We start from the raw sequence: 18,264 nt of genomic DNA, 5'->3' as shown, positions 1-18,264 counted from the left end.
AATAAATATGTCAAATTTATTTATTTTCGTTCTGATATTTTAATGAAGCCTCGATAAATCCTCTGAATAAAGGATGCGGTCTGTTCGGTCTTGACTTCAGTTCCGGATGAGCCTGGGTTGCGATAAACCATGGATGATCCGGAATCTCAATCATTTCCACAATTCTTCCATCCGGAGAAAGACCGGAAAGCTTCATTCCGTTTGCAGTCAGGGCATCACGGTAGTCGTTGTTAACTTCGTAGCGGTGACGGTGACGTTCGCTGATCTGCTCTGTTCCATACATTTCGTAAGCTTTTGATGTCTTATCAAGGACGCATGGATAAGCACCAAGTCTTAATGTTCCACCGATATCTTCGATACCGATCTGCTCCGGCATGATGTGGATAACCGGATGCGTTGTATTTGGATCAAGCTCTGCACTGTGTGCGTCGTTGTAGCCAATGACATCTCTTGCAAATTCTACGATAGAAAGCTGCATACCAAGGCAGAGTCCGAGGAAAGGAACTTTATGTGTACGAGCATATTTGATTGCTTCGATCTTTCCTTCGATACCGCGGTTACCGAATCCACCAGGAACTAAGATACCGCTGACATCACCGAGAAGTTCGTCTACATTATCCGGTGTAACTGTCTCGGAATCGATCCATTTGATATTTACAGTTGCACGGCTGAAGATTCCACCGTGTTTCAGAGCTTCTACAACACTGATGTAAGCGTCGTGAAGCTGGATATATTTACCAACCAGAGCAACAGTGACTTCTGTGTTCGGATTCTTAAGGTAATCTACCATTTCCTTCCAGTCTTTCAGATCTGGTTCCGGACAGTCGAGGTGCAGGCATTCGCATACAACACCGGCAAGATTCTCTTCTTCCATAGCAAGAGGAGCCTCGTACAGGTATTCTACATCCAGATTCTGCAGTACATGGTTAGAAGGTACATTACAGAATAATGCAATCTTATCTTTCAGTCCGACACCCAGAGGATACTCAGAACGGCATACCAGGATATCTGGCTGGATACCCATTCCCTGCAGGTCTTTTACACTGGCCTGGGTTGGCTTGGTCTTCATTTCCTGAGATGCCTTCAGATAAGGAATCAGGGTTACATGAATCAGGATCACGTTTTCACGGCCTTTTTCATGCTGGAACTGACGGATTGCTTCCAGGAATGGCTGGCTTTCGATATCTCCGACGGTTCCACCGACTTCAATAATGGCAATTTCTGTATTCTCAGCAGCCGGGTTGCGGTAAAAGCGTGATTTGATCTCATTTGTAATATGTGGGATAACCTGAACGGTTCCTCCGCCAAAATCTCCACGACGTTCTTTCTGAAGAACAGACCAATAAATCTTTCCTGTAGTTACGTTAGAATTCTTACTCAGACTTTCGTCGATAAATCTTTCATAATGTCCAAGGTCGAGGTCTGTTTCTGCTCCATCATCGGTTACAAATACTTCACCATGCTGTACCGGGTTCATGGTACCTGGGTCGATATTGATGTATGGATCAAACTTCTGCATGGTTACGGTATAACCACGGGCTTTCAAGAGACGTCCGAGAGACGCAGCCGTAATTCCCTTACCTAAACCAGATACTACACCGCCTGTAACGAATACGTATTTTACTGCCATAACTTCCTCCTTAAGTTAAAAATGTTGTTACTGTTTATAAAGTGTTCAAAAAAATACTTAAAGATTATACACCCTTTCCATTAAAAAATACAGAGTTTTTTTCATACTTTGCTTCAAAAGTTGCCTGGATGGACAGACGTTTGAATTGTTTGATATCTACGGAGCCGGTCATAACCGATACATGGGCCTGGCATCCTTTTAATTTTGGAAGCTGCTCCATGGCAAGTCTTGCATCTTCATTCGTTGCGGCACTGACGGAAAGGGCAATCAGTACTTCATCTGTATGAAGACGAGGGTTACGGCTTCCGAGATACTGCGTCTTTAAGCTCTGGATCGGTTCGATCGCCTGTGGAGAGATGATCTTCACACTGTGATCAATCCCTGCAAGTTCCTTAAGTGCGTTTAAAATAAGAGCAGAGCAAGCACCCAGAAGATCAGAAGTTTTTCCGGTAACAATTTTGCCGTCAGGAAGCTCTAAAGCAGCAGCAGGAGCACCTGTTTCGCTGGCTTTATTCAAAGCAGCATCAACGACTGGTCTGTCGTGAACGGTGATACCAGCCTGATTCATCAGCATCTCGATCTTATAGGTCTCATCTTCGGAGCACGCTCCAAGAAGGAGTCTTCTGCGGGAGGCATAGTAACGGCGGATGATTTCCTGACGGGAGGCTTCCTTGCATGCTTCATCATCGCAGATACAGTTTCCGGCCATATTAACACCCATATCGGTTGGTGACTTGTACGGGCTTTCTCCGTAAATGCGCTGGAACATGGCATTTAATACAGGGAAGATTTCGACGTCACGGTTGTAGTTGATCGTTGTCTCACCATATGCTTCAAGGTGGAACGGGTCGATCATGTTGATGTCATTTAAATCGGCTGTAGCAGCTTCATATGCCAGATTGACTGGATGTTTTAATGGGATATTCCAGATTGGAAATGTCTCAAATTTGGCATATCCGGCTTTGATGCCGCGTTTGTGTTCATGATATAACTGGGATAAGCAGACAGCCATTTTTCCACTACCAGGTCCTGGTGCAGTTACAACGACCAGTGGACGGCTTGTCTCGATATAGTCATTCTTTCCATAACCATCATCACTGACGATAAATGGAACATTGGTCGGATAGCCTGGGATCAGGTAATGACGATAAACTTTGATACCGAGGTTTTCCAGACGTTTTTTAAATAATTCGGCACTTTCCTGAGCGTTGTATTTGGTGATTACTACACTTCCTACATAGAGTCCAAGGCCCTGATAAATCTGCATCAGGCGGATCACGTCAGAATCATAAGTGATGCCAAGGTCTCCGCGGATCTTGTTCTTTTCAATGTCTTCGGCGCTGATAACGATAACGATCTCTGCCTGGTCAGACAGTTCTCTTAACATGCGCAGTTTACTGTCCGGCTGAAATCCCGGAAGAACTCTGGAAGCATGGAAATCATCGAAAAGCTTGCCACCAAATTCCAGATAAAGTTTGTTGTCAAATTGACCGATGCGTTCACGGATATGTTCGGACTGCATCTTCAGATATTTTGCGTTGTCAAATCCAATTTTCATGTGTTTATTCCCTCTGTTTGTAATTTTGATATTTATTATAAGTAAAAATAGAAAAGAAAATGTGCTATATGCAGCATAAGCATTTTCATTCCAAGTATACTACAATACAGAGGAAGTTTACAATCTTTTCATAATGTTTTTATTGATTTCTAACAAGGTGGTCTTTATAATATTTAGTTATACAGGAGGATTAAAATGGATAACCAAAACAACAAAAATAACAAGAATAATAAGCAAAGTATTTCGTTTATTATACTGGTAACGGTGATTACCTCGATTCTGGTTATGGCTCTGTTTCAATTCCAGGGAATGACCTCTGCAAAAGAGATTACCTATAATAAATTTTTAAAGATGGTAGATGACGGCAAGGTTAAAAGAGTAGAGATCCAGAGTGATAAGATCATGATCACGACGAAGAAGGATGAAAACAGTGGAGTCGTACAGGAATATTATACCGGTGTTGTGAACGATGACAAGCTGACAGAACGTCTGGAAGAAGCGGGTGTGGAATTCAATCAGAAGATTCCGGATACAACATCTGCAATGGCGATGAATGTCATCCTTACATTCCTGCCAATTGCATTCTTTGTAGGAATGATCATCTGGATGACCAAGAGAATGTCAAAAGGCGGCGGTATGATGGGCATTGGAAAGAGCAATGCCAAGATGTACGTAGAAAAGCAGACCGGTGTCACATTCAAGGATGTAGCCGGACAGGATGAAGCAAAAGAATCTTTACAGGAAGTCGTAGATTTCCTTCATAATCCGGGAAAATATACCAGTGTAGGTGCAAAGCTTCCAAAGGGTGCACTTCTGGTAGGACCTCCGGGAACTGGTAAGACTCTTCTTGCCAAAGCAGTAGCGGGTGAAGCAAAGGTACCATTCTTCTCACTGAGTGGTTCCGCATTTGTGGAAATGTATGTCGGTGTCGGAGCGTCCAGAGTACGAGACCTGTTCAAGCAGGCACAGCAGATGGCACCATGTATTATCTTCATTGACGAGATTGATGCGATCGGTAAGAGTCGTGACAATCAGATGGGCGGCAATGATGAGCGTGAACAGACACTGAATCAGCTGCTTGCCGAGATGGATGGTTTTGAAAGCAACAAGGGACTGGTTCTTCTGGCAGCTACCAATAGACCAGAGATCCTTGACCCTGCATTATTAAGACCGGGACGTTTTGACAGACGTATTGTAGTTGAAAAACCGGACCTGAAGGGAAGAGTAGATGTCCTGAAGGTACATTCCAAAGATGTGAAAATGGATGAGACGGTTAATCTGGAAGAGATTGCACTTGCAACATCAGGAGCCGTTGGTTCTGATCTTGCCAATATGATCAATGAAGCTGCAATTAATGCAGTAAAACATGGAAGAAACGCAGTCAGCCAGTCAGACCTGTTTGAAGCAGTGGAAGTCGTACTGGTTGGTAAAGAGAAGAAAGACCGCATCATGAGTCAGGAAGAAAGAAGAATTGTTTCTTATCATGAGGTGGGACACGCATTGGTCAGTGCATTGCAGAAAGATGCAGAACCGGTGCAGAAGATTACAATCGTACCACGTACGATGGGAGCGCTTGGTTATGTTATGCAGACTCCGGAAGAAGAGAAATATCTGAATACGAAAAAGGAACTTCAGGCTATGTTAGTCGGACTGCTTGCAGGGCGTGCGGCGGAGGAAGTCGTATTCGATACTGTCACAACAGGAGCTTCAAATGATATCGAAAAGGCAACAAGTGTAGCGAGAGCGATGATCACACAGTATGGTATGAGTGAGAAGTTCGGACTGATCGGTCTGGAATCCATTCAGAACCGTTATCTGGATGGACGTCCGGTAAGCAACTGCGGACAGCAGACAGCATCAGAGATTGATGAAGAAGTCATGAAGATGCTCAAAGATGCATACGAAGAAGCAAAACAGCTCTTAAGAGATCACAGAGTAGCGCTGGATAAGATTGCTGCTTTCCTGATTGAGAAAGAGACGATCACCGGAAAAGAATTTATGGAAATTTTCCATGAAGTAGAAGGCATCGATCCGGATGCACCGAAGAAAGAAAATATAAGAATCGGGATGAATCCGGTGGAAGGTGAAGGTTTTGTAATGAAATCTGCAGATGAAGGGCCGGTCAGAATCAATCATCCAGAAGAAGCTGTAACAGATGAAGCACCTGCAGAAGAATCCGATAGCGATGAAAATGCAGGAACGGTAGAAGTGATGACAGATATTGATTAATAGCTGAGGCAGAGACTTCGCAATAAAAAGACACAGTTATTGAGAATGAATCATGAAAAGATACGGAAAAATCAATGAAAAGAGGATTCCGTATCTTTTTTTGCTTTTATGTTATATAATGAATTGCTGTGTTATAATTTGATGTAAGAGAATTCAGGAGAAAGAGAATGGAAGGAACACTATTTGGAGTAGGAGTAGGTCCGGGAGATCCGGATCTTATGACATATAAGGCAGTAGAGACGATTGAAAGATGTCAGGTACTTGCAGTGCCGGCAAGGGGAAAAGAGCATGCAGTCAGTTATAAGATTGCAGCGGGTAAGGTAAAGCATATAGAAGAAAAAGAATGCCTGAACCTTGACACACCGATGACAAAAGACAGACAGATGCTGGAAGAAAATTATAAAAAAGCGGCAGAAAAGATTATAAATGAATTGAAAAAAGGAAAAGATGTGGCATATCTGACACTGGGGGATCCAACTGTTTATTCTACATATATATATATTCATAGAATTGTGAAAGAAAAAGGATATCATGTGGAAATTATCAATGGAATCCCTTCATTTTGTGCGTCTTTGGCAAGACTTGGAGACAGTCTGGCAGACCGCTGTGAACAACTGCATATTATTCCGTCCAGTTATGCAATAACGGAAGCTTTGGAATACCCGGGAACCAAGGTATTGATGAAATCTGCTTCAAAGTTAGGAGAAGTAAAAGAAGAGCTTGTCAGGAATCATAGAGAAGCAGAAGTGAAGATGGTAGAAAACTGTGGGATGCCGGAAGAACATATATATGAAAACATAGATGAAATTCCGGAGACAGCCGGATATTATACATTGTTGGTTGTAAAAGAACCAAAAAAATAGGTGATAGTATATGGAAAATTTTAACATACAGGAAGAATTGAAAAAATTGCCGGGAAAACCAGGCGTATACCTGATGCATGATGAAAAAGATGCGATCATTTATGTCGGAAAGGCAATTAGTCTGAAAAACCGTGTGCGTCAGTATTTTCAGAGCAGCAGGAATAAAGGTGCAAAGATTGAACAGATGGTAACGCATATTTCCAGATTTGAATATATTGTGACGGATTCAGAGCTTGAGGCACTGGTGCTGGAATGTAATCTGATCAAAGAGCACAGACCAAAATATAATACCATGCTGATGGATGATAAGACATATCCATTTATCAAAGTAACGGTTGCGGAAGCATTTCCAAGAGTTATGATGGCAAGGCAGATGAAAAAGGATAAGGCGAAGTATTTTGGACCATATACAAGTGCAGGAGCGGTAAAAGATACGATTGAACTGATCCGTAAGCTATATAAGATCCGAAGCTGCAACCGGTCACTTCCAAAAGATATTGGAAAAGAGAGACCCTGCCTGAATTACCATATTCATCAGTGTGATGCGCCGTGCCAGGGATATGTGACACAGGAGGAGTATAGAAAATCAATCGACGAGGTTGTAAGGTTCCTGAATGGGAATTATGATCCGATCCTGAAAGAACTGGAGGAGAAGATGCAGGAAGCATCGGACAATCTGGAATTTGAAAAAGCAATCGAGTACAGGGAGCTATTGTCCAGTGTACAGAAAATCGCACAGAAACAAAAAATTACAGACACTGCAGGAGACGACAGGGACATTCTTGCCATGGCGTCGGAAGGAGAAGATGCTGTGGTACAGGTGTTCTTTATCCGGAATGGACGTCTGATCGGAAGGGATCATTTTTATCTGAAAATAGACGAACAGGAAGCGTCCGGGGAAATCTTATCAAGCTTTATCAAACAGTTTTATGCGGGTACGCCGTATATCCCGGCAGAACTGATGCTGCCGGAAGAGATAGAAGACCAGGAGATTATTGAAGAATGGCTGACAGCAAGAAGAGAACACAAAGTTCGTCTGCGGATTCCCAAAAAAGGGACGAAGGAAAAGCTTGTGGAGCTGGCGCAGAAAAATGCGCAGATGGTTCTAAAGAACGACAAAGAACGCCTGAAGAGGGAAGAAGGCAGAACGATCGGAGCAGTGAAGGAGCTGGAAAAGATACTGGGGCTGAAGAAAATTGTGCGTATGGAAGCCTATGATATCTCTAATACGAATGGATTTGATTCGGTAGGTTCGATGGTAGTATACGAACATGGAAGACCGAAAAGAAATGATTACCGAAAGTTCAAGATCAAAAGCGTACAAGGTCCGGATGATTATGCAAGCATGAATGAAGTGCTGACAAGGCGGTTTGAGCACGGATTAAGGGAACAGCAGGAAGAAAAAGAGGCAGGTGGTTTTCAGGCATTTCCGGATCTGATATTAATGGATGGTGGAAGAGGCCAGGTGAATATTGCACTGGAGGTCCTGGAACGTCTGCATCTTCAGATTCCGATATGCGGAATGGTAAAGGATGACAACCACAGGACGAGAGGACTGTATTTTAATAATGTCGAACTGCCAATAGACAGGAATTCCGAATGCTTCCGGCTGATCACAAGAATCCAGGATGAGGCACACCGGTTTGCAATCACCTTCCACAGACAGTTAAGAAGCAAAGGACAGGTACATTCGGTTCTGGATGATATACCAGGAGTAGGTCCGGCAAGGAGAAAAGATCTGATGCGCCATTTTGAAAATATAGAAGCGATTCGGAATGCAACGGCAGAAGAATTAAAGGAATTACCATCGATGAATGAAAAATCTGCCAATGAAGTATACAAATTTTTCCACCAGAATGCCTGAATATGATATAATAGATTTATCAGATTTTTTAATACGTGTGAGGTAAAAGATATGGCGAATAAAGTAAAGTTAAAAACACTCGTTGAAAAAATGAATCTCAAAAATCTTACACCGGATGTAGATCTTTCCGAAAAAGTAGTTGAGATTCCGGATATTAACAGACCAGCTCTTCAGCTGACCGGATTTTTCGAACATTTTGATTCAGAACGTGTACAGATTATTGGATATGTGGAATATACATTCCTGGAAAAGATGACGGATGAAGCAAAGAAAAAGCAGATATATGAGACACTGCTTTCTTACAAGATCCCATGCCTGATCTTCTGCAGGAATCTTCCGCCGGAGGCAATGCTTCTTGAGATGGCAGAAAAGGCAAATATACCGGTCTTCCAGACAGAGAAGAAGACATCTGAGTTTACAGCAGAGATTATCCGCTGGCTGAATGTAGAGCTTGCTCCTTGTATTTCAATCCACGGTGTACTTGTAGACGTATATGGTGTCGGTGTGCTGATCATGGGTGAAAGTGGAATTGGAAAGAGTGAAGCAGCTCTTGAGCTGATCAAGCGTGGACACCGTCTTGTCAGTGATGATGTCGTAGAAATCAGAAGAGTCAGTGATGAAACACTGGTTGGAACGGCTCCTGATATCACCCGTCATTTTATCGAACTGCGTGGTATCGGTATCGTGGATGTAAAGGCATTGTTTGGTGTACTGAGTGTCAGAGAGACACAGAATATCGATCTTGTCATCACTCTGGAAGAGTGGAATAAGAATAAAGAATATGACCGTCTGGGACTTGAGGAAGAATATACAGAATTTCTTGGAAATAAAGTGGTTTGCCACCATCTTCCAATCCGTCCGGGACGTAATCTTGCGATCATTGTTGAGACTGCTGCTGTTAACCACAGACAGAAACAGATGGGATACAACGCCGCACAGGAACTGTACAAGCGTGTACAGCAGAACTTAACAAAGAAATAAGGAGAATAAAAGGAAAATGAAATATTGTTTTGGTGTAGATATCGGGGGAACAACTGTGAAATTAGGTCTTTTCACGACTGAGGGAGAGATTATTGATAAGTGGGAGATCAAGACCCGCACAGAGAATCAGGGAGAGGCTGTACTTCCGGATATTGCAGATGCATTAAAGAAAAAACTTGCTGAGAAGCAGATTGAAAAAGATCAGGTGGAAGGAATCGGTGTAGGTGTTCCTGCTCCTGTAGATGCAGAAGGTGTTGTTCAGAATACCGCAAACCTGGGATGGGGATACAAAGAAGTAAAACGCGAGATGGAAGAGTTATCCGGCATGAAAGCAGAGATTGGTAATGACGCCAATGTAGCAGCACTTGGGGAGATGTGGCTCGGAGCCGGAAAAGGACGCAAGAATATCATCATGGTGACACTTGGAACAGGTGTTGGTGGTGGAATCATCGTAGATGGAAAACCTCTGGTAGGTGCACATGGTGCCGGTGGAGAGATCGGTCATCTCTGTGTTAATTACGAAGAAACGGATCACTGCGGATGCGGTAATACAGGATGTCTGGAGCAGTATGCATCTGCAACAGGTATTACAAGACTTGCCAATATCCGTCTGGCAAAAGATGATAAAGAATCTGTATTAAGAGGACAGGAGATCAGTGCGAAGACTGTATTCGATGCAGTAAAAGCAGGAGATGCAGTAGCAGAAGAAATCGCAGAAGAATTTGGAAAATATCTCGGATACGCGATGGCAAATCTGGCAGCGGTCGTAGACCCTGCTGCAATTGTAATCGGTGGAGGAGTATCAAAAGCCGGAGAAATTCTTCTGAAATATGTAGAAAAGAACTTTAAAGAAAGAGCATTCTTTGCAAACAAAGATACAGAATTCGTTCTTGCAACACTTGGAAATGATGCGGGTATCTGCGGAGCTGCAAAATTAATTCTTTAAGAAAGATACAGAAGAAGACAAACAGGAAACTATATTTCTAATAATAAAGGGAGAGTTACAGTGAACAACCAGTGTGACCCTCCTTTTTTGGTACTTAAGTATGCAGGGAAAGCTGTCAGTGCCGGCTTCTGCAGATGCCAAAGTATGTTTATAAGGCTTTGTTGGTAAAAATAAAAAATGCGGATATATGAAAATCCGCATTTTTATAGAAAATGATACTATTTACTGTATAATCGATTATTCTGAACTTCCAGAAGAACCATTGTCACTGCCGCCGGAAGAACCGCTGTCACTGCCGCCGGAAGAGCCATTGTCGCTGCTGGAACTTCCGTTAGATCCTCCGTTGTAGGATCCGTCTCCTGATGCGTCAGAACCAGTACTTCCGGAAGTAGAACCGCTATAGGAGTCGTTTCCGGAAGCAGAATCATTGCTGGTGTTAGAAGAATTGCTGTTCTTGCTTGAACTGCTGTCATCTGACTCGGCATCGCTATCATAAGATTTGCTCTTTGATTTACTCTTGCTTGAAGAATATCCATGTCCTGAGCATACATCATCAGAAAGTGAATCTTTTGCGAAGTATTCTGTAACAGAAGGGCATCCACTGCCTGCACGTTTTCCGCTGATTGTACATACGGTTGCTTTTTCAACGGAAGATGGTACTTCAAAATCCTTTGTTTCCAGGTTCGCATGGATACGGGTCATAATGTTATCCCAGATACGGAAACGGAATCTTGTATCGGAATTACACTCTTTGTTGTCGTCATATCCACCCCATACAGAACATGTATAATATGGCGTGAATCCACAGAACCATAAGTCTTTATTAGAAGTTGTGGTACCTGTCTTACCTGCAACCGGCATATTAGGAAGCTGGCAGGCTGTACCAGTACCTTCATTAACAACATCTTCCATGGCGCTTGTAAGGAGATATGCTGTACTGTCTTTGATTACAGTGTGGGAATCTCCGTTGCCCTCAAGAAGCACATTACCATCATGGTCAACAACTTTGCTGTATAAGGTTGGTTTGTTATAAACACCACCATTTGCAATAGCTGCATAAGCGGCACACATTTCATAGTTGTATACACCTTCAGTGATACCACCAAGAGCGAGGGTCTGTGACTTACTGTCATCAAATACCTGTCCGTTGATTGTCTTATTTTTTACCAGTGTACTGATTCCAAACTTCTGGCAATATTCATATCCAAGTTCCTGTGTAATCTCGTCACTCAATTTTACTGCTACAACGTTAATTGAATTTGTGATGGCCTGGCGGATTGTTGTACTTCCACGATACTGTTTGTCCGCATTTCTGAGAACCTGACCACTCTTTAATGTATACGGTTCATCATCAATTGTAGTTGCAAGTGTCTTATCACAGGAATCCAGAGCTGGTGCATAAGCTGCAAGGATCTTGAATGTAGAACCAGGCTGCCTTTTAGAACCCTGGTAAGCTCTGTTCAGTCCGAGACTGGAAGCTTTTTCACCACGTCCACCGACCAGTGCTTTGATTTCACCGGTGGCCTGATCCATGATTGTGATAGAAGACTGTGGCTGAGGGGTGATCGTGATACGTTCATCGTAGGTATCACCTTCCTGTGCAATTGTTGATTTCCATTCTTCTACCATTGCTCTGGCGGAAGCTTCACTGGAATAGAGAAGTCCCTGTTCTTTTCCATAAGTTGCTTTTACATAAGACTTGATATCGTTACTTCCGTAATTCTGTGTGGAACCGTCTGCACGCGTAACTGTCAGTGCATAATCAAGTCCATATTCTTTTAATCCGGGATAGTTAGAGTCTCTGTTAGCCTCTTCGTCACAGATCTGCTGCATTGCCTGATTCTGTGTGGAGTAGATGCTGAGTCCTCCGCTGTAAACAGCGTTATATGCCTGGGTATCCGTATAACCCAGCTGGTCTTTCAGATCCTGAATTACCTGTTGTGCAAGAGCGTCTACAAAATAGCTGTAAGCATTATCACCCTGTGTAGAAGAAGCAGTTGTCTGAATACGTGCATAGACATCATCTGCCATAGCTTCGTCATACTGAGCCTGACTGATATAACCCTGCTCCAGCATATTATTTAGTACTTTGTCTCTACGTAACTTGTTGTTATCCGGATGGGTTACCGGATCGTAATCCGTTGGATTCTGTGTGATACCGGCAATAACTGCACATTCGGATAAAGTAAGCTCAGATACATCTTTGTTAAAATATCTCTGTGATGCAGCCTGAACTCCAAGGCAGTTCTGCCCAAGGTTGATGGTATTCAGATAACTTTCGATGATTTCATCTTTGTCCATCTGTTTTTCAATCTGGATTGCCAGATACTGTTCCTGAATCTTACGCTGTAGTCTGTCGTAGAATGTCTTTTCTTTGGTAAAGTTCGGGAATACATTGTTCTTGATGAGCTGCTGCGTCAGTGTACTGGCACCCTCTGAGAAGCTTCCGCGGGTAATTCCGACAACCGCAGCACGGGCGATACCCTGAAGGTCAATACCGTTGTGTTTGTAAAAACGTTCATCCTCGATCGCTACAAATGCATGTTGGAGATCTTTTGGAATCTCGTCAATGGATTTGTATACACGGTTGGAACCTGAGGATACGAAGCGTTCAATCTCAGTGCTGCCATCATCAGCATAAACAAAGGTTGTGAATCCTTTTGGCTTAACATCGGATGCGGAAACTTTCGGAGTATCATCAATAATCTTTTTTATAAAAAGACCGCCACCGAGCATTCCGGCAACTGCCACACATACGATACACAGAAGCAGTGCTTTAAAAAGCCGGACGACGATACGTTTTCCCTGCATTGTAGATTTGGATGTTATTTTTTTCTGCTTTTTTGCAGCTTTTTTCTTTCCATAATTCATGCGCTTAGGCCTCCTTCATACTTGCTTATTATAACAAATGTACAGTCTTTTATAAAGAAAAAAATGAAAACTTCATATATGGCTAGGAAAATCTTAAGAAATTAGTTATTATATAAGTAAAAAATATAAGTGAAACATCAGATATCCAGATGACAGGAATGATTTTTCAGGCACACTCTAAGGCTGGAATCATGTGAAAGTCAGAGATATCATGAAAAAGATTTGAAAGGATGACGCTATGTTACCAGAATACAAAACGGTCTATGAAGGCGGGGAAGATGAAATCGTTGAAAAGAAATCAAGATTTATTGCCACAGTGCTTCCTGTGCAGACAGAAGAGGAGGCGCTTGCATTTATAGAAAAGACAAAAAAGAAATACTGGGATGCAAGGCATAACTGCTTTGCATATATTATAGGGGAAAGAGGACAGCTGCAAAGATGCAGCGATGATGGAGAACCAAATGGAACAGCGGGAAAACCAATGCTGGATGTATTGCTGGGGAATGAGCTTCGCAATGTCGTGGTGGTTGTAACCAGATATTTTGGAGGAACACTTCTGGGAACCGGAGGGCTTGTAAGAGCTTATTCAGGTGCGGTAAAAGCAGGACTTGAGGCATCGGTGCTGATCACAAAGATATGGGGCGTAAAACTCCATATTGATACGGATTATACAACATTTGGAAAAATCCAGTATATTCTTGCACAAAGAGAATTGAAAATACTGGATACGGTATATACCGATAAGGTGGAACTGGAAGTGCTGATCCCGAAGACAGATCTGGATCTTGTGATGAGTACGATCACGGAAGGAACGAATGCACAGGCAGAGATGACACCGGGAGAAGAGTGCTATTATGCAGAGATAGGCGGGACGCCAACGATTCTTGAATAATCTGACAGGAAATCCTATGAAGCATGCCTGAAAAGAAAAGGTATCTGTAACCATGTTTCGTAATTACTTGAAGTTTAAAAAATAAGTAATACGAAATATCTGTTACAGATACCTTTCTTATTATACCTTATACCAAATCATAGAAGAGAAATGGTCAGGTGTTCACGAATCCACCTGTAATAAAACAGCATCTCTCTTGAAATCCATTTTTAGGATTTATGAAAATTCCGGCTCGATCAGTCCAAATGTTCCGTTTTTACGTTTGTATACAACGTTCACTTCGTCTGATTCCGCATTGCAGAATACATAGAAATCATGCCCTAATAATTCCATCTGTACGCATGCATCTTCTGGATACATTGGTTTAAATCCAAATTTTTTCGTACGTACGATCTTAATCTCGCCATCATCTTCAATGTTGTCTTCGGATTCAAAAAATTCCTGCTTGAAATTGCCGCCGTCCTGTTCACGTGCTACCAGTTTGTTTTTATATTTGCGAAGCTGACGCTCAATAACTTCTTCTACAAGGTCAATAGATACATACATATCCGAACTTTCCTGCTCTGAACGAATCATACCACCCTTGACTGGAATGGTAACTTCGATCTTCTGATGCCCTTTCTGTACGCTCAGGGTTACGTGGATCTCAGTATTCGGAGTGAAATACCTTTCTAATTTTCCTAACTTGCTTTCTACGGCTTCTTTTAAACCTGGTGTTACATCGATGTTCTTCCCAATAATGATAAATTTCATGATGCCCAACTCCTTTTCGACATAATTTCAAATAAATGCACGGTATACAATCATCAAATTATGGTAATAATATCTGACAATTGATAGTCGAATTGGCAATCTATCTGATATGTGTAGTATAACATGTTTGGACGCTAATGTATAGCACGAATTACCTGAATTCTTGAAATTTTTCCTTCATGTAATTTTGCAACACGAAGTCCACAGTTATGGAAGTAATAACAGGCACCAACGCGGGGATTTACATTCTGTTCTTCCAGATGGGTCAGCAGGACCTCTAAAAGAGTTGCATCCGGGTCCCCGGGAATCTCTACGGATAACACCTTGTTGACGACTTTAATCTTAGTCGAAGCACGAAAGACGGTTTCGTCAGCAACATCAAATTCTGAAAATAAGAATTTTCGTGTGGCAAATAATACAGCAATCGAAGTGACACCGATCAGACTGCTGTAGATAGAAGAGTGATCCACGATAATCTGTCTGGCAATTGCAAACAACAGTACTTCAAAGACAGTGCTTGGTGAGTGAGAGTACATCATTCTGATCAGCTCCACACCAATGATCAGGTTAAAACAGACCTCAAGCAGATCGTCGTAGTTTGGATAAGTTCCAAGATTTGGAATATTTTGAAGCGAGCCAGCCATGCGGAGGCAGAGGAGAATAATACCAATCGCAAGCATAAAAGCAATGACATATTCAAGAATGGCAGCAATCTGCTTCAAAATCTGTGCAATAAATTCTTTCATACATAGATTTCCTTTCTTTTGAAAATAGATTAATAAAGTAGAATTTCGCTGTAATCTCAGTATAAGTGAAAGCAGACCGTTTGCCAATAAGACGGGAGCAGATTGAATTACTAAATTAAGTACAATCAAAAAAAGAGACGGGATATCACCAGAGTCTGGCTTTAGAGCGTGTTTCAGACAAGCTCTAAGAACAAAAAAGCGGCAATACATATGAAGTAAATTTTCAGGAAAGAAATTGCCTCATATATATTACCGCTATTAGCAGCCGTTTACCGGCATTTATTAAATTATAAAGAATTTATAACCTTATCGGCTGACACGTTTTCTCATCTTCGGATCCAAGATCTTCTTACGGATACGTAAGGATTCCGGAGTTACTTCCAGAAGCTCATCTGTATCGATGAAGTCGATGGCCTGTTCCAGACTGAGTACAGTCGGAGGAGTAAGACGGAGTGCTTCATCTGCACTGGAAGAACGGGTGTTTGTAAGATGTTTTGTCTTACATACGTTCACTTCGATATCATCTGTCTTGGCATTTTCTCCGATGACCATACCAGAGTAAACCTTCTCGCCAGGTCCGATGAAGAGAGTACCACGTTCCTGGGCACTGTACAGACCGTAAGTTACGGATTCACCAGTCTCGAATGCAATCAGGGATCCCTGTTTACGGTACTGGATGTCACCCTTATATGGAGCGTATCCGTCGAATGCAGTGTTCATGATACCGTTACCCTTTGTATCTGTTAGGAAATCCCCACGATAACCAATGAGTCCACGTGACGGGATTTTGAATTCCAGACGTGTGTAACCGCCGTTGGCAGCACCCATTGTCTGAAGCTCACCCTTTCTCTGGCTCAGCTTGTCGATGACAACACCTGTATATTCATCTGGTACATCGATATAAGCAATTTCCATTGGCTCGAGAAGTTTACCATTCTCATCCTTGTGATACAGAACCTCGGCTTTACTTACTGCGAATTCATAGCCTTCACGTCTCATGTTCTCGATCAGAACAGACAGGTGAAGTTCTCCACGTCCGGATACCTTGAATGCATCCATGTTTTCTGTATCTTCTACACGGAGGCTGACGTCTGTGTTAAGCTCGCGCATCAGACGGTCACGTAAGTGGCGGGAAGTTACGTATTTTCCCTCCTGTCCGGCAAATGGGCTGTCATTTACAACGAAGTCCATAGAAATCGTTGGCTCAGAGATCTTCTGGAACGGGATCGGAACCGGATTCTCAGGAGAGCAGAGTGTATCACCGATGGAAATATCTGAAATACCGGAGATCGCTACGATCGCACCGATAGTTGCTTCTTTTACTTCTACTTTCTGCAGACCGTCAAATTCATATAACTTACTGATCTTAACTTTCTTTTGTTTGTCAGGATCATGATGGTTCACTACAACCATTTCCTGATTTACTGCGATGGTACCGTTATCTACTTTACCAACACCGATACGTCCGACATATTCATTGTAATCGATCGTGCTGATCAGAACCTGTGTCGGAGCTTCCGGATCTCCTTCTGGAGCAGGGATATAGTCAAGAATTGTCTCGAACAGAGGTTTCATGTCTTTCATATCATCTGTGATCTCAAGTGCAGCTACACCGTTCTTTGCAGAAGCGTATACGAATGGGCAGTCTAACTGCTCATCAGAAGCACCAAGGTCGATAAGAAGCTCAAGCACTTCATCAATAACTTCGTCAGCTCTTGCCTCCGGACGGTCAATTTTATTAATACAAACGATAACCGGAAGCTTTAATTCCATTGCTTTACGGAGTACGAATTTTGTCTGAGGCATAGCACCCTCGAAAGCGTCAACGACGAGGATGACACCATTTACCATCTTAAGGACACGTTCTACCTCTCCACCGAAGTCGGCATGTCCCGGAGTATCTATAATATTGATTTTTACACCGTTATAGGTGACGGCAGTATTTTTGGAGAGGATAGTAATTCCACGTTCTCTTTCGATATCGTTAGAGTCCATGACACGTTCTGCTACTTCCTGATTCTCACGGAATACACCGCTTTGCTTTAATAATTCATCTACTAATGTTGTCTTACCATGGTCAACATGGGCAATAATCGCGATATTACGTACATCTTCACGTTTTGTCTTCATTACGAATCTTCCTTTTCTCTACCTATTATCATATGCAACCACATTAGTTTATCACATTTTTTGAAATTTACAAGTATTTTAGTTCTAAAATGCTGTTTTGATTCATAGACTTTGTAATGACTCAAAATACGATTCAGAGGAAGGGAGATTACAAAATTATGTCAGATAAGATGATTGAGAACAACCAGGTAACCGTTATGGGAGAGATCGTATCCCCGTTTTCATTCAGCCATGAAGTGTTCGGTGAGGGCTTTTATATGGTGGAAGTAGATGTAAAACGTCTTAGCAATTCAAGGGACAGGATCCCTCTTATGATCTCGGAGAGACTGATCGATGTATCCAAAGATTATACCGGAGAATTTATTATGGTAAATGGACAGTTCCGGTCCTATAACAGACACGAAGAGACAAAGAACAGACTGATCCTGTCTGTGTTTGTCCGTGAAATTTCATTTGTAGAAGAGGAGCTGGACGGAGCCAAGACGAATCAGATCCTTCTGGATGGCTATATCTGCAAACAGCCGGTATACCGAAAGACACCGCTTGGAAGAGAAATTGCAGATCTGCTTCTTGCAGTGAACCGGCCGTATGGAAAGTCGGATTACATCCCATGTATCTGCTGGGGGCGCAATGCAAGATTTGCTTCTGCATTCGAAGTCGGAGAGCATGTACAAGTGATTGGAAGGATCCAGAGCCGTGAATATATGAAAAAGATCACGGAAAACGAGACACAGAAAAGGGTTGCCTATGAAGTGTCAGTCAGCAAACTGGAATGTATGGATGTGTAAAATTAGCAGATGG

At 42.4% G+C, this 18,264-nt stretch carries 13 protein-coding genes; 7 read left to right on the top strand and 6 right to left on the bottom strand.

Annotated features, from left to right (window positions below; all coding sequences use genetic code 11):
• Window positions 1-16 precede the first annotated feature (16 nt).
• Together ACWJAF_RS06915 and ACWJAF_RS06910 are read right to left on the bottom strand one after the other, a co-directional pair.
• A complete protein-coding gene (locus ACWJAF_RS06915) occupies window positions 17-1,630 on the bottom strand; it encodes a CTP synthase (protein ID WP_296033092.1) in 1,614 nt (537 codons plus the stop codon).
• Between the two features lie 64 nt (window positions 1,631-1,694).
• On the bottom strand, window positions 1,695-3,188 hold the full coding sequence (locus tag ACWJAF_RS06910) for a DUF1846 domain-containing protein (RefSeq protein WP_296092065.1): 1,494 nt from the start codon (window positions 3,186-3,188) through the stop codon (window positions 1,695-1,697).
• Window positions 3,189-3,383: 195 nt separating this feature from the next.
• Here ACWJAF_RS06910 and ftsH point away from each other — a divergent pair, with 195 nt between their 5' ends.
• The 5 genes from ftsH (at window position 3,384) to ACWJAF_RS06885 (ending at window position 10,071) form a co-directional block, all read left to right on the top strand.
• A complete protein-coding gene (gene ftsH, locus ACWJAF_RS06905) occupies window positions 3,384-5,417 on the top strand; it encodes an ATP-dependent zinc metalloprotease FtsH (RefSeq protein WP_448863008.1) in 2,034 nt (677 codons plus the stop codon).
• A gap of 167 nt (window positions 5,418-5,584) precedes the next feature.
• Window positions 5,585-6,280 (top strand): precorrin-2 C(20)-methyltransferase, encoded by a 696-nt coding sequence (gene cobI / locus ACWJAF_RS06900; protein ID WP_448863007.1) that lies wholly within the window; start codon window positions 5,585-5,587, stop codon window positions 6,278-6,280.
• A 10-nt stretch (window positions 6,281-6,290) separates the two neighbouring features.
• Complete coding sequence (uvrC, locus tag ACWJAF_RS06895) at window positions 6,291-8,144, top strand: excinuclease ABC subunit UvrC (protein WP_448863006.1); 1,854 nt, start codon at window positions 6,291-6,293, stop codon at window positions 8,142-8,144.
• Window positions 8,145-8,195: 51 nt separating this feature from the next.
• Entirely contained in the window at window positions 8,196-9,125 is a 930-nt protein-coding gene (gene hprK, locus ACWJAF_RS06890) for an HPr(Ser) kinase/phosphatase (RefSeq protein WP_296032823.1), read from the top strand.
• Window positions 9,126-9,141: 16 nt separating this feature from the next.
• On the top strand, window positions 9,142-10,071 hold the full coding sequence (locus tag ACWJAF_RS06885; protein WP_296032826.1) for an ROK family glucokinase: 930 nt from the start codon (window positions 9,142-9,144) through the stop codon (window positions 10,069-10,071).
• Window positions 10,072-10,308: 237 nt separating this feature from the next.
• Here ACWJAF_RS06885 and ACWJAF_RS06880 read toward each other — a convergent pair whose 3' ends face one another.
• On the bottom strand, window positions 10,309-12,942 hold the full coding sequence (locus ACWJAF_RS06880) for a transglycosylase domain-containing protein (RefSeq protein WP_448863005.1): 2,634 nt from the start codon (window positions 12,940-12,942) through the stop codon (window positions 10,309-10,311).
• 238 nt (window positions 12,943-13,180) lie between these two features.
• Here ACWJAF_RS06880 and ACWJAF_RS06875 point away from each other — a divergent pair, with 238 nt between their 5' ends.
• Window positions 13,181-13,834 (top strand): YigZ family protein, encoded by a 654-nt coding sequence (locus ACWJAF_RS06875; RefSeq protein WP_448863004.1) that lies wholly within the window; start codon window positions 13,181-13,183, stop codon window positions 13,832-13,834.
• A 216-nt stretch (window positions 13,835-14,050) separates the two neighbouring features.
• Here the strand turns inward: ACWJAF_RS06875 and hpf are convergent, their stop codons facing one another.
• From hpf to typA, 3 genes are all read right to left on the bottom strand, one after another.
• Window positions 14,051-14,587 (bottom strand): ribosome hibernation-promoting factor, HPF/YfiA family, encoded by a 537-nt coding sequence (gene hpf, locus ACWJAF_RS06870; protein WP_448863003.1) that lies wholly within the window; start codon window positions 14,585-14,587, stop codon window positions 14,051-14,053.
• Window positions 14,588-14,721: 134 nt separating this feature from the next.
• Window positions 14,722-15,333, bottom strand: a complete 612-nt coding sequence (locus tag ACWJAF_RS06865) for a transporter (protein WP_448863002.1) — start codon at window positions 15,331-15,333, stop codon at window positions 14,722-14,724.
• A gap of 306 nt (window positions 15,334-15,639) precedes the next feature.
• A complete protein-coding gene (gene typA, locus ACWJAF_RS06860; RefSeq protein WP_296032832.1) occupies window positions 15,640-17,463 on the bottom strand; it encodes a translational GTPase TypA in 1,824 nt (607 codons plus the stop codon).
• Window positions 17,464-17,621: 158 nt separating this feature from the next.
• Between typA and ACWJAF_RS06855 the strand changes: the two genes are divergently transcribed.
• The gene (locus ACWJAF_RS06855; RefSeq protein WP_296032834.1) at window positions 17,622-18,251 is read left to right on the top strand and encodes a single-stranded DNA-binding protein; all 630 of its coding nucleotides are present in this window, start codon (window positions 17,622-17,624) and stop codon (window positions 18,249-18,251) included.
• The last annotated feature ends 13 nt before the right edge of the window (window positions 18,252-18,264 follow it).

It is taken from the genome of Dorea sp. (assembly GCF_977044405.1).
Note: the sequence above shows the minus strand (reverse complement) of the source record. Positions and strands in the feature narration are given on the sequence as shown.

Excerpts from the sequence above, each read along its gene's own strand:
- ACWJAF_RS06915 (WP_296033092.1), bottom strand. The coding sequence starts at position 1,630 with ATGGCAGTAAAATACGTATTCGTTACAGGCGGTGTAGTATCTGGTTTA.
- ACWJAF_RS06910 (WP_296092065.1), bottom strand. The coding sequence starts at position 3,188 with ATGAAAATTGGATTTGACAACGCAAAATATCTGAAGATGCAGTCCGAA.
- ftsH (WP_448863008.1), top strand. The coding sequence starts at position 3,384 with ATGGATAACCAAAACAACAAAAATAACAAGAATAATAAGCAAAGTATT.
- cobI (WP_448863007.1), top strand. The coding sequence starts at position 5,585 with ATGGAAGGAACACTATTTGGAGTAGGAGTAGGTCCGGGAGATCCGGAT.
- uvrC (WP_448863006.1), top strand. The coding sequence starts at position 6,291 with ATGGAAAATTTTAACATACAGGAAGAATTGAAAAAATTGCCGGGAAAA.
- hprK (WP_296032823.1), top strand. The coding sequence starts at position 8,196 with ATGGCGAATAAAGTAAAGTTAAAAACACTCGTTGAAAAAATGAATCTC.
- ACWJAF_RS06885 (WP_296032826.1), top strand. The coding sequence starts at position 9,142 with ATGAAATATTGTTTTGGTGTAGATATCGGGGGAACAACTGTGAAATTA.
- ACWJAF_RS06880 (WP_448863005.1), bottom strand. The coding sequence starts at position 12,942 with ATGAATTATGGAAAGAAAAAAGCTGCAAAAAAGCAGAAAAAAATAACA.
- ACWJAF_RS06875 (WP_448863004.1), top strand. The coding sequence starts at position 13,181 with ATGTTACCAGAATACAAAACGGTCTATGAAGGCGGGGAAGATGAAATC.
- hpf (WP_448863003.1), bottom strand. The coding sequence starts at position 14,587 with ATGAAATTTATCATTATTGGGAAGAACATCGATGTAACACCAGGTTTA.
- ACWJAF_RS06865 (WP_448863002.1), bottom strand. The coding sequence starts at position 15,333 with ATGAAAGAATTTATTGCACAGATTTTGAAGCAGATTGCTGCCATTCTT.
- typA (WP_296032832.1), bottom strand. The coding sequence starts at position 17,463 with ATGAAGACAAAACGTGAAGATGTACGTAATATCGCGATTATTGCCCAT.
- ACWJAF_RS06855 (WP_296032834.1), top strand. The coding sequence starts at position 17,622 with ATGTCAGATAAGATGATTGAGAACAACCAGGTAACCGTTATGGGAGAG.